Source organism: Clostridium frigidicarnis, assembly GCF_900111985.1.
Taxonomy (GTDB): domain Bacteria; phylum Bacillota; class Clostridia; order Clostridiales; family Clostridiaceae; genus Clostridium_Z; species Clostridium_Z frigidicarnis.
This window is the reverse complement of the sequence record NZ_FOKI01000008.1, coordinates 92,853-105,140: the sequence shown is the minus strand read 5'-3', so window position 1 is coordinate 105,140 and position 12,288 is coordinate 92,853. Positions and strand designations below refer to the sequence as shown.

At 26.8% G+C, this 12,288-nt stretch carries 12 protein-coding genes; 11 read left to right on the top strand and 1 reads right to left on the bottom strand.

The window, feature by feature from the left end:
- The first annotated feature begins 8 nt into the window (after nucleotides 1-8).
- The 7 genes from BM119_RS06845 (at nucleotide 9) to BM119_RS06820 (ending at nucleotide 6,964) form a co-directional block, all read left to right on the top strand.
- Nucleotides 9-1,178, top strand: coding sequence for a DHHW family protein (locus BM119_RS06845; protein WP_090040049.1), 1,170 nt, complete (start codon nucleotides 9-11; stop codon nucleotides 1,176-1,178).
- Between the two features lie 433 nt (nucleotides 1,179-1,611).
- Nucleotides 1,612-1,767, top strand: coding sequence for a hypothetical protein (locus tag BM119_RS19775; protein WP_177199327.1), 156 nt, complete (start codon nucleotides 1,612-1,614; stop codon nucleotides 1,765-1,767).
- 187 nt (nucleotides 1,768-1,954) lie between these two features.
- On the top strand, nucleotides 1,955-2,518 hold the full coding sequence (locus tag BM119_RS06840; RefSeq protein WP_242948341.1) for a CD3072 family TudS-related putative desulfidase: 564 nt from the start codon (nucleotides 1,955-1,957) through the stop codon (nucleotides 2,516-2,518).
- A gap of 111 nt (nucleotides 2,519-2,629) precedes the next feature.
- Nucleotides 2,630-3,700, top strand: a complete 1,071-nt coding sequence (locus tag BM119_RS06835; protein WP_090040047.1) for an ABC transporter ATP-binding protein — start codon at nucleotides 2,630-2,632, stop codon at nucleotides 3,698-3,700.
- A gap of 13 nt (nucleotides 3,701-3,713) precedes the next feature.
- Complete coding sequence (locus BM119_RS06830; RefSeq protein ID WP_090040045.1) at nucleotides 3,714-4,610, top strand: carbohydrate ABC transporter permease; 897 nt, start codon at nucleotides 3,714-3,716, stop codon at nucleotides 4,608-4,610.
- A 120-nt stretch (nucleotides 4,611-4,730) separates the two neighbouring features.
- Nucleotides 4,731-5,555: a carbohydrate ABC transporter permease gene (locus tag BM119_RS06825; protein ID WP_090040043.1), complete on the top strand. Its 825-nt coding sequence runs from the start codon at nucleotides 4,731-4,733 to the stop codon at nucleotides 5,553-5,555.
- Between the two features lie 50 nt (nucleotides 5,556-5,605).
- Entirely contained in the window at nucleotides 5,606-6,964 is a 1,359-nt protein-coding gene (locus BM119_RS06820; protein ID WP_090040042.1) for an ABC transporter substrate-binding protein, read from the top strand.
- A 376-nt stretch (nucleotides 6,965-7,340) separates the two neighbouring features.
- On the opposite strand, the gene BM119_RS06815 is transcribed toward BM119_RS06820, so the two are convergent.
- Complete coding sequence (locus BM119_RS06815; RefSeq protein WP_090040040.1) at nucleotides 7,341-8,060, bottom strand: hypothetical protein; 720 nt, start codon at nucleotides 8,058-8,060, stop codon at nucleotides 7,341-7,343.
- Between the two features lie 136 nt (nucleotides 8,061-8,196).
- Here BM119_RS06815 and BM119_RS06810 point away from each other — a divergent pair, with 136 nt between their 5' ends.
- From BM119_RS06810 to BM119_RS06795, 4 genes are all read left to right on the top strand, one after another.
- Entirely contained in the window at nucleotides 8,197-9,222 is a 1,026-nt protein-coding gene (locus BM119_RS06810) for a pyruvate kinase (RefSeq protein WP_090040038.1), read from the top strand.
- A 45-nt stretch (nucleotides 9,223-9,267) separates the two neighbouring features.
- On the top strand, nucleotides 9,268-9,546 hold the full coding sequence (locus tag BM119_RS06805) for a hypothetical protein (protein WP_090040036.1): 279 nt from the start codon (nucleotides 9,268-9,270) through the stop codon (nucleotides 9,544-9,546).
- A gap of 369 nt (nucleotides 9,547-9,915) precedes the next feature.
- Nucleotides 9,916-11,334, top strand: coding sequence for a YARHG domain-containing protein (locus BM119_RS06800; RefSeq protein ID WP_090040035.1), 1,419 nt, complete (start codon nucleotides 9,916-9,918; stop codon nucleotides 11,332-11,334).
- Nucleotides 11,335-11,356: 22 nt separating this feature from the next.
- Nucleotides 11,357-12,178 (top strand): zinc ribbon domain-containing protein, encoded by an 822-nt coding sequence (locus BM119_RS06795; protein ID WP_090040033.1) that lies wholly within the window; start codon nucleotides 11,357-11,359, stop codon nucleotides 12,176-12,178.
- Nucleotides 12,179-12,288: the final 110 nt, after the last annotated feature.

Genomic DNA, 12,288 nt, shown 5'->3' with positions numbered 1-12,288 from the left:
GTATATATATGGAAAAAAACAAAAAAATTAAAAAGGATAAATATAGAAGAGCATACAAAAGAATTCTATCTTTAAGTTTTATTTTAGTTATTTTAATGTTTGGTGGTTTAAATATCATTAAACCAGTTAAGACTTTTTCAAGTGAGGAAAATAGAATTCTAGCTGAAAAACCAAAGTTTTCAAAAGATCTTCTTATGGATGGTAGATTTACTAAGAAATTTGAAAAATATTTTTCGGATCAATTTGTATTTAGAGATTTTTTTATAGGGGTAAAATCAGACACTGAAAGATTAATTGGAAAAAAGGATATAAATGGAGTCTATATTGGGGACGATGGATATTTAATGGAAAAATTTCAGAAACCATCTAAAGAAAAGATGGATGAGATTATAAAGAGTTTTGATACATTTTATGGACTCGAAAAAGATATCAATAAGAATATAGCAATTGTACCTAATGCTATAGAAATATTAAAAGATAAGTTGCCTAAGAACTCAACTGATGAAAGTCAAAAGAAGTATATAGATAATTTGAAAAATTCTTTAGTGGATAAATTTAATTTTATAGACGTATACAAAGAACTAGAAAATCATAAAGATGAAAATATTTATTATAAAACAGATCATCACTGGACAACAGAGGGAGCATATTATGGATATAGAGCTATAATGGAAGGACTAGGTTGTACACCAAAGAATAAAGAAGATTTTTCAATAAATAAAGTTACAAATGATTTTTATGGGACTCTTTATTCAAAAGGTGGATTTAGACATTTAGATGGAGATGATATTAATGTATATGTACCTAAAGGAAACACTGATGTTTTAGTTAACTATGCTGAAGAAGATAAAAAGGCAACTACATTTTATGATTTAGATGCTTTAAATGGAAAAGATAAATATGCTCTTTTCTTTGGTGGTAATCATAGTGTTGTTAAAATTAATACTCCATGTGAAAATGGAAAAAAGCTTCTTATTATAAAAGATTCTTATGCCAATAGCTTAGTTCCATTTTTATCACAGGATTTTAGTTCAATATCAATGGTGGATTTAAGATACTACAATGGTGATATATATGAATTTATAAAAGAAAATCAAGTGGATAATGTGTTGTTTTTATATAATGCAAATACCTTTTTCCAAGATGATTCAATAAAAAATCTTATTCCCTTAGAATAAACAATAGCTGAAATAGAACTTTTATTTTCTATTTCAGCTATTTTCCTATTTGAATGTAATTTGAACTGCTATATGTATAATAGGTAAACTTTGCATATAACAAAATCAAATAATAAAAACACACATATACTAATAGTATATAAATTCATGAAAAGTAAGATATTTATTATTGACAAAGCAAACCCATAGTTGCATAGTATAAATTGAATAGATATTTATTAGTGAAATCAAATAATTTACTAAAGAGACAGCGATATTTAAACGAATTTCAGTGTGTTAGAAATATTAATCCTATGTTTAGGAAAAACTTGTATAGTAGACATAATAGAAAATCAACATAAATAACGTTTGTTATAGAAGTGTGATGGAGGATTTTATATAGGTATATAAATAGTTAATGTTACTTTTGTAATTAGGTTAAGGAGGGGTGTTCTTGAAGAATTTAAATGAAGAAAAACAATTAAAATATATTGAGAATGAAAAAGAAATAGAAGAAGACGGGATAGTAATCGATGATATTTTTATAAATAACAAAAATTTTTTAAGAACTATACTTAAAAATAAAATATCTATTGAAAGAAAAGGATAATTACTATAGTTATATTTAAATAAGCATGTATAGGCAAATTGTTAAAAACAATTTGCTTTTTTATATTTGTTTTTCAAATAGAAAATATATAATTTATTTAAAATTCCTATTTGGAAAAAGTAGTATAATAAATTATAATGGAATTTAGAGGAAAAACAGGAATTTTGTAAAATTTGGGAGTGATAAAGTGAAAAAAAGAATTGTTTTTGTAAGTCATTGTATGCTTAATTCATTTTCAAAGGTAAAAAATGAATCAAAGTTAAGAAGTGAAGAGTACATAAAAAATAAAAACAAATTTTTAGCTTATTTAATAGAAGAAGAAATAGGAATAATTCAATTACCTTGTCCTGAATTTACTTTGTATGGTCTTAAGAGATGGGGACATGTAAAAGATCAGTTTGATACGCCATTTTTCAGGAATCATTGTAGACTTATACTTATGCCCTTCATAGATGAAATGGAGGAGTACTTAAAGCAATATGATGTAATTGGAATTATTGGAATTGACGGTAGTCCAAGTTGTGGAGTTAATAAAACTTGTATAGGACATTGGGGCGGAGAATTAAGCAATAATGACAAATTGCAATCAGTAATAGGGTCAATTAAAGAAGATAATACAAGTGGTGTATTTATTGAAGAATTCAAAAAGCTTTTAAATGAAAGAAATATAAGTGTACCATTTGAGGGGTATTTACCTAGTTCCATAGAGAATTTATATAAATTTTGCACTAGAGTAGATGTAGAAAATTAAAGCTAATGAGCGAATTTAGTAAATGATTTTTGGCTTTATATGGAATTTGATCATATAGTTTTATATTATTTAAGATAAGTTGTATAGAATAAAGAGGTGACGAAAGCACATATGAGTTTAACAATAAAAGACTTAACAGTGAAGTTTGATAATGTAACGGCAGTAGATAAGTTAGATTTAACAATTGAGGATGGTATATTAGTTAGTCTTTTAGGGCCAAGTGGTTGTGGAAAAAGTACAACGCTTTTTACTATTGCTGGATTTAACAAGGCTGAAAACGGAAATATATTGTTTGATGATAAATGTGTAGATGAGGTTAAACCAGAGAATAGGAATATAGGTATGGTTTTTCAAAATTATGCATTATATCCTCATTTAAATGTATATGAAAATATAGCATTTCCACTTAAAATGAAGAAATTTAAAAAAAGTGAAATTAAAGATTTAGTAGAGGAGATTGCAAAGCTTGCAAAGATAGAAGATTTACTTAAAAGAAAACCTTCTCAAATTTCAGGGGGACAACAACAAAGGGTAGCAATAGCAAGAGCATTGGTAAAGAAACCTAAAATTTTACTGTTAGATGAACCACTTTCAAATCTAGATGCCCACCTTAGAATTGATATGAGGGAGGAAATAAGAAGAATTCAAAAAGAACTAAAAATAACAACGGTTTTTGTAACTCATGACCAAGAGGAAGCAATGACCATATCAGATAAAATAGCTTTATTAAATAAGGGAAAGCTTCAACAGTTTGATAAACCACAAAACTTATATATAAAGCCTAAAAATTTGTTCGTATCTAAATTTTTGGGAAATCCTCCTATAAATATAGTTGAAGGGTACATAGAAGGCAATACTCTAAATGTACTTAATAAATCAATAGATATAACTAACTTATTAAAGGAAAAATCTTTAGAAGATTGTAGCTATGATATAGGAATAAGGTGCGAAGATTTTTATGTGGTGGATTCTTTAGAAAAATGTGATATAGAGGGACAAGTATCTATGGTGGAAATAATAGGGCGTGAAGCTATTGTAAAAATAATAATTAAAGATAAAATGCTCCGCTGTATAGTTCCATATGAAAAATTAAATTCTATTTCAGAGAGGATTTTTCTTAAGATTAAAAATGAAAAGATTTATATTTTTAGCAAGACTACAGGTGATAACTTGTTAGTATAGGAGTTGATAGATTTTGAAAGAAGAAAAAAATATTAAATCCTTTATAAGAGGGATTGTATACATATCTCCTGTATTAATAATACTTATTATTTTTAGTGTATATCCAATTATAAAAACCATAGATATGAGTTTTTATAATAAATATAATTACATAAAAGATATTGTTTTTCAAAGAGGACTAAATAATTACAAATATATTTTTAATGATACTGAGTTTTTTATAGCACTAAAAAACACAGTGATTTATGTCTTATGGGTTATGCCATTATCTATAAGTATATCTTTATTAATCGCTGTATTTTTAAATTCAAAGATAAAATTCAAAGAATTATTTAGAACTATTTATTTTATACCATTTGTAACATCAACTGTTGCAATATCTATGGTTTGGAGATGGATATTTAATAGCGAGTACGGAGTTTTAAATTATCTACTAGGAATAGTTAATATTAATCCTATTAATTGGCTTACAGATCCTAAATATTCAATGGTAGCATTAATAATACTAAGCATATGGAAAAGTTTAGGATATAATATAATAATTTTTTTGGCAGGTCTTCAAAATATAGATGACCAATATGGTAAAGCTGCTCAGATTGATGGGGCAAACAAATGGAGAATATTAACTAAAATAACAATACCATTATTATCTCCAACCATATTATTTGTATCAGTTGTAAGCTTAATAAACTCCTTTAAGGTTTTTGGTGAAGTATATGCTCTTTTTAATAAAATACCAGGACCTTTGAATAGTTGTTTAACAATGGTTTATTATATATACAATAAATTTTATAACCAATATCATTATGGAATAGCCTCAGCAGCTGTTGTGGTTCTTTATATAATAATACTTATTTTAAACTTTATTCAATTTAGGGTAGGAAAGAAAAAAGTTGAATACACAAATTAGATCAAGTGACAAATTACAAGTTGTAAGTGATGAAATGTAATTATAGTTTAACTTGATTTAATTCAACTTGTAACTTGAAATAATGCTTTCAATTCATATAGAAGTTGGGAAGGTGATTATATGATTAAGGATAGGTTTACTAAAGTTTTTGTATATACAGTATTAGTAATAGGGGCAATTATTACTATAGCACCATTTCTTTGGATGCTAAGTACCTCTTTAAAACCCTTTGGTGAGGTGTTCCAAATGCCACCAAAGTTACTACCTTCTAAATTTATGTGGAACAATTATTTAGAGGTTCAAGAAAGAATACCTATTATAAGATTTTTCTTCAATAGTTTTACCATAACCTTAGGAGTTACAGCTGGAACATTAATTACTACAATACTTGCAGCCTTTGGATTTTCAAGGATAAAGTTTTGGGGAAGGGATGTTATATTTTCAATATTTATTGGAACTATGATAATTCCAGGGGAAGTAATTTTAATTCCAAACTATATAACTATTTCTAAATTGGGATGGATAAATACTTACAAGGGATTGATTATTCCATGGACAATAAGCGTATTTTCAGTATTTTTGTTAAGACAATTTTTTTTAACGGTGCCAGAAGCTTTGTATAAGGCAGCTAAAATAGATGGTTGTAGTGATTTTAAGTTTTTGTGGAAGGTGATGGTTCCAGTATCAAAACCAGCTCTTATAACAATAGCATTGCTTAAGATTATAAATAGTTGGAATGAATTTTTGTGGCCACTTATAATCACAAATATACCAGAAATGAGAACATTACCTGTTGCTCTTATGACTTTTACGTCTGAGGCTGGCAATGATTATCATCTTTTGATGGCTGCAGCAACTATTATTATAACTCCTATGATAATAATATATTTTGTTCTTCAAAAGTATATTATCTCAGGAATAACTAAGTCAGGAATCAAAGGGTAATAATAAGATTTAATCTTATTAAAATATATAAGTTAAAGTGGGGGACACATATGAAAATTAAAAAACTCATAGCACTAACAATGGCTCTGTCGTTAACATTTGGTATGACGGCTTGTGGTGAAAAAAAGGATAGTACATCTAATAAGGAAAGTGACAAACAAATAGCTACAGAAATAAAAGATCCAGTAACTATTGAGTTTTGGCATGCTATGAATGGAGATAATGAAAAGGCTCTTAAAGAAATAACAGATGATTTTAATAAGAAAAATCAGGGTAAAATCACTGTGAATTTGGTTTATCAAGGACATTATAAAGAATTGTTCTCAAAACTTGAAGGTGCATCTAAAGCAAATAATTTGCCAGCACTTACAATGATATATCCAAATAGACTTACAGCTTATGTAATGAATGATTTAGTAGAAGACTTAAATCCATATATAGACAATGAAAAAATTGGATTTAAGAAAGATGTTTGGAATGACATACCTGAATTCTTAAGAGATAATGGTATGTGGAATGGAAAACATCATTCTCTTCCATTTAACAAAGCAACATATTTACTTTTCTATAATGAAGATATTTTAAAGAAGAATAACGTAGAAGTTCCAACTACTTGGGATGAGTTAAAGAAAGCTTCAGAACAATTAACTAAAGATACTAATGGGGATGGAAAAAATGATACATACGGATTATCATTAAATGCTTCTGTTGGAGTTGATTCAAGTTTTTGGGTTGAACAAGCAGGTGGACATCTTATAAATGAAGATAAAGAAGAATTATTATTTAATTCTGATACAGGGGTAGAAGCTTATGATTTCTTATCAGGATTAGTTAAGTCAGGTAGTGCAAAAATAGCTAAAGAAGATAACTATATAACAGGTCCTTTAGGTAGGGGAGAAGCTGCTATGGGAATATCATCAATTTCAACTTTACCTGATATAACAAAAATATGTAAAGAAAATAATATAAACTTTAAAACAGCAGTATTACCTCAAGGTAAAGAGAATGCAGCTCTTTTCTCAGGAACAGATGTAGCAATCTTCAATACACCATCTCCTGAAGAAAAGTTAGCAGCATTTGAATATATAAAATACTTTATGGAAACAGAAAGTCAAGTAAAGTGGGGAATGAATTCAGGATATCTTCCACTTAGAAAATCAATACTTGATTCTAAGGATTTTAAAGAATATATAAATAAAGATTGTCCATCTAAGGGAGATGCTATTAAAGAATTTGACTATGGATATTGCGATCCAAAGGTTTTAAATGGATATGCTATACATGATAATATGTCAAAGGCTCTTGATGAAGTTTTACTAGGAAACAAAACATCAAAACAAGCTCTTGACGAGGCATTAGAAAGAGCTAAAAAGGAAATGGAAGAAGCTAAAAACTCTGTTGGACAATAGATAAGTTGTTTTTTGATTTTAAAAAGGCATTTTACTATATATTTAATGGTGAAATGCTTTTTTTTCATATCTTACAATACTTTGTGCTCATTAAACCTCAATTTTGAAAATTGTACATTCTTATAACAATATAATTAGATCAAGCGTTACTTATATTAAAAATTTTAAAACCTAAAGAAAGGTTAGGTCTAAGTATTAGCAAAATATCTGACGAACAAGTAATAGTGTTGGTATAAGGCACATTCAAAAAAATAACAAGTCAATATACATGGTATCTTGGACTTGTTATTTTCTTTCATGTGCCTAAAAAACTTTGTGTAGCCAGCTAGTTTGAGTTACTTGGATCTAACTTTTCGGGTTAGATGAATTTTTTGTGTTAAAGAATGATTCTCTTTTTTAGTGAAGCCTTTTTTACAGAAAGTTCTTCTATATCTGCATTTACAAGTTTAAGCTCTTCTTTTAATATAAAGTTCAAAATGGTCTTAGGAGTGAAATTGTCAACGAATATTTTAATTTCATCTTCATTTATGTTAAGTATATCTTCTTTGTTATTGCAAGCAAATTTCTTAGAAAAATCCTTTTTAGAAGGTTCAAACCCTTTATGCTCAAGTGTCTTACTTAAGTTAGCTATCTCTTCATCTATATTTGATACTGTTATTGTAGAAATATTAGGGTACATTATTTCTAAATAATTTAAATTAATACTACTTAAAGATAGATTTCTTTCTATAACATAATAGGAAGTTGTTTCTAACTCAATTACTTCTTTTAGTATGGTATTTACAATATGAGTTAAATGGTATCCAGAGTGAAAGGTATTAACAAAATCAGGAAGTTTAGACTTTGTTAATTTTAAAAATGATTTATTCATTCCACCTATAAAGTAATAGCTTACATTCTCATCCTTAAACAGCAAACCTTTTATAGAAGGATCATCTTCAGTTACAAATTCAATTCTATTATCATTAACAAGAGTTAAAACATCCTTCGAGGGAGTTTTAATCTTGTCATGAAGAACTTCAGTGATTAATGAAGCAATAGGTTGAATATCATTTTGATTTTTATATATTACTTTTACAACAGATTCATTGGCCACAGTAAATGGCACCTCCAAAAATCATATTTTATTAAAGTATATTCATTAGGATGTAATTAAATGTTAAATATCATAATATAGAACACCAATTAATATATTGTATATATACTAATATATGGAAGTGATATAAATTATTATGAAGTTAATTTGTTCTATAGGTCCTATAGTTAAATCTATTTATGATATAGACAATATGTTATGTAGTGGTATGGATATACCTAGATTTAATTTTTCTCATATAAGCTATGAGAAAAGTGAGAAGTTCATAAACTATATTCAAAATAAATACAAAGAAACAAAAATATTAGGAGATATTCAAGGAAATAAAATTAGAGTTTCTAATATTTATGAAGATAAAGAAATAAAGGTTAATACTGGACAAGTTATAATTTTTTCAACAGAAGACTTTTATAGAAAGAGCTTAAACAAAAATAATATAGTTCCCATAGTTTATAATGGCGAATTTGATGATATTTTAGAGGCAAAAGAAATACTAATGAAAGATGGAACTATGAAATTTAAAATAGTTGAAAGGAATAAAGACAATATAAAAACACAGGTTGTTTTAGGAGGCATAATAAGAAAAGAAAAAGGTATAAATGCTAAAGGAATGAAAAGAAAATACACTTATTTAAGTTCAAAAGATAAAAAAGATATAAAATGGTGTTTATATAAGCATTTAGATATAATATGTTTATCTTATGTAACTGGGGAGGAAGAACTAAAGGAAGCAAGAGAGTATATAAAAAGTTTTGAAAATTTTATAGAAAATTTTAAAATGCCACTTATATGGGCCAAAGTTGAGTGTAGAGAAGCTTTTGATAAATTAGATAGTATAATCAATGAAAGTGATGGGATAATCTTAGGAAGAGGAGACCTTAAAAGTGAAGTGAATATTGAAGAAATACCCATACTTCAAAGGAATATAACTAGTAAAATGAAGAATAGCAAAAAAGATTTGATAATAGCTACCTATGTATTGGAGTCATTAAAAAAATCTCAGATTCCATCTATAAGTGAGGTTAATGATATATTTAATTTTATAGAAAAAGGAGTTAATGGGTTTATGCTTTGTGGAGAGGTATCTATATCTAGGTATGCACTAAATAATATAGAATTTATGAGAAATTTGGTTGAAAAATATACTTTTGTAAAAGAATAGAGTTATAGAGACTTATACACAATTAATATAATAAGGAGTTGTTGTATGTTAAAAGATAAAAGAAAGTCGGTTATTTATTCATTATGTATAATAGTTCTTTCTTTGACATGTATAATAACATCTGCAATAGCAGTAATTAATTCAGCTAAAGGAATAAGAAATCCTTATATAACAGATATAGTAACCCTTACATTAGGTGGAATAAGTTTTGTAAATGGATTAAAATATTATGATGAAGTTAAGGTGAGAAAACACTCTTACTTATTTTTTATAATAGGAATATCACTGGTGTTTTTATCAATATATGGTTTACTTAGTAATTAACAAGATTAAGAAATTGATATTATTATAATAACAAAATTATCTGATAGAAATAGAGTGATAAGAATTAGTAAACCAATTTATTTAAGTAAAAAGAGTTAATGATATGTTTTTTACGTCGTTCACAAAAACTTACAATAAATTATATATACAAAGAAAAATGAGGGCTAAGCATTAGCAAACTATCTGATGAACAGTTAGTATGCTAATACTTAGCCCTCACTTTTCAGCTTATATGAAATTTCTTGGTTAAATATAAGGTTTACAATATGGTGTATAGTAGGTGAAATGTTAAATTTTCTTTAAAAAAGTAAAAATATGTGATAAAATTGTTATGGATTTATATGAGATATTATAGAAAGGATTGATAATATGGGGGATTATAGAGAACTATCTATAGCTATGGAGAATGCTCTGCAAATGAATGAATACAATGAATTTTTTTCTATATGTAACAGGGGTATAAATAGTAACTTTTCTACTAAAGAAAAGGCACAAATATATTTTATAATGGCTTCAACACATAGAGAATTAAATGAATTAACAAATGCATTGAAAGCATATAGCTCAGCTATTAATTTAGATAAAGATAAGCTTTATGCATATGTTAGAAAAGCTGAAATTTTAAGAGACCTTGGAAGAATAGAGGCTTGTGATCATTGTTGTTTACAGGGGCTAAAGGTGTTTCCAAATGATAATAAGTTATTAAGTATAAAACAATCAGTTGCACAATCATCAACATTTATAGAAAGCAATATGATAGAAAGAGATAGAAGGCAAAATTCTATTTATCAAAGAGATAATGAAGATAGATTTGATACTTCGGTAAATGAGTTATATGGAAATAATATAAATGAATTAGAGTATGAAGATGATGACGAGTATGAGGACTACTATGATGATGAAGAAAGGAATAATACTTTAAAAACTGTAGTTGAAATTGTAGCATGCATAGTAATCTTAATTTGCTTAGGCCTTGGAGGATTCTTCGGGTATAAGGCTCTTTTTGTTAATAAGGCCATAGATAATAAAGATACTATAACATCTTCAAATAAAGATGATGATGCTACAGAAGAAGTAAAAAAAGATGCAAAAGAAGATACTAGTGAATCTAGAAAAGAAGAACCTAAAAATGAAAAAAGAATTATAAATAATAATAGAATGAAATATTTAATTAAAGATGAAGATCCAAGTGCTGCTTTTTCATCATATATAATAGGCAACCCAAGTTATATTTTTCCAGAAAGTGATAGGATTAAGCTAAAATATGAAGATGTTATAAATAAAACCTTAGATGAATTATTTGTAGCGAGGAATGAAATTTTTGCAAGGTTCGGATATATGTTTGAGAAAAATAGTGTACTTGATAATTATTTTAGAAATAAGCCTTGGTACAAGCCATCTCCTGCAGCTAAATCAAATACTGGTAATGAAATAGAAGCATCTAATTCAGATTTAATAAGACAAGTTGAGGTGTCTAGAATTGCTCATTATAACTATGGAGAAAATGGCATAGATGGATATGTAATAGAAGACAGTAACACAAGAAAAATAAATAGGGATGAACTTAAAAATTTAAAAGATTGGGAAATTATTGTTGCTAGAAATGAAATCTTTGCAAGGCATGGATTAGCATTTTCAATACCGCAACTTGACGATCATTTTTCAAATCAAACTTGGTATAAAAAGGGTGGATTTAATGATAAGGATTTGACAAGTTTAGAAGTTGAAAATATAGATTTAATAAAGCAAGAAGAAAATAGTAGATATAATAAAATACTTAAAAGATGATTATAGGGAGGAATACAATAAAATGATATGTAAGGTATGTGGAGAAAAAATCAATCCTTCTATGAGCTTTTGTACAAGCTGTGGAGAACCAATAGAAACTAATAAGGGTAACATGAACAATGGGTATAAGAATAGTAATTTTAATGAGGAATCAAGCTATAGAAATAATAACTTTAATAGACAAAATAAAGACTATGCAGGTGATTTCAAGATAGGATTCAATAGCTTTATACAATATTTTATAATGATATTAAAGAATCCTATTATGGATATAAGAGAAATACATATGTATTTAAGCAATAGAACAGCTCTAATATTTACAGCATTTTTATCACTAATATATGGATTAATTCAATGCTTAAATATTCATGTAATTTATAAAGGAATAATAGTTGGGTTAAATGGGTTTTTATCTGAAATAGCATTTGGATACTTATACAATATAAATAACTTTGGATATTATGGAGAACTTCCTTATTTGAAAATATTTATACAGGGATTAATTTTTATATTAATAAATATTGGGTTAATATGTACAATAACTATGTTAGCATGTAAGACTTTTTTGAAAAAACAAGTAGAAATTATAGATATTTTAAAAGTAACATTAGGATCCCTAGTTATTTTAAATATAATAACATTAATAAATACATTAGCTATGGCTATAAATATAAAACTTTTAATTATTGTTTCCGTTACTGGATTATTTATTTATTTAGGAACTTTAATGTTCAATCTAGCAAAATTTTTTGAAGGGCATTCTAAAAAAATATATATAATACCAACTATAATATCATTAACATTAATAATAAATTATTATATATTTGTATCGTTAATATCTTAAGAAAATAAGGTCTAGAGCGTATTCAAAAAAATAACAAGTCAGTATCCTAGTATATTTGATTTGTTATTTTCTTTCATGTGTCTAGGATAGTAAATCTTAGGACTTATATA

What these genes read in the sequence shown, in the direction of transcription:
- BM119_RS06845 (WP_090040049.1), top strand. Translation starts at nt 9, where the DNA reads ATGGAAAAAAACAAAAAAATTAAAAAGGATAAATATAGAAGAGCATAC.
- BM119_RS06835 (WP_090040047.1), top strand. Translation starts at nt 2,630, where the DNA reads ATGAGTTTAACAATAAAAGACTTAACAGTGAAGTTTGATAATGTAACG.
- BM119_RS06825 (WP_090040043.1), top strand. Translation starts at nt 4,731, where the DNA reads ATGATTAAGGATAGGTTTACTAAAGTTTTTGTATATACAGTATTAGTA.
- BM119_RS06820 (WP_090040042.1), top strand. Translation starts at nt 5,606, where the DNA reads ATGAAAATTAAAAAACTCATAGCACTAACAATGGCTCTGTCGTTAACA.
- BM119_RS06810 (WP_090040038.1), top strand. Translation starts at nt 8,197, where the DNA reads ATGAAGTTAATTTGTTCTATAGGTCCTATAGTTAAATCTATTTATGAT.
- BM119_RS06805 (WP_090040036.1), top strand. Translation starts at nt 9,268, where the DNA reads ATGTTAAAAGATAAAAGAAAGTCGGTTATTTATTCATTATGTATAATA.
- BM119_RS06800 (WP_090040035.1), top strand. Translation starts at nt 9,916, where the DNA reads ATGGGGGATTATAGAGAACTATCTATAGCTATGGAGAATGCTCTGCAA.
- BM119_RS06795 (WP_090040033.1), top strand. Translation starts at nt 11,357, where the DNA reads ATGATATGTAAGGTATGTGGAGAAAAAATCAATCCTTCTATGAGCTTT.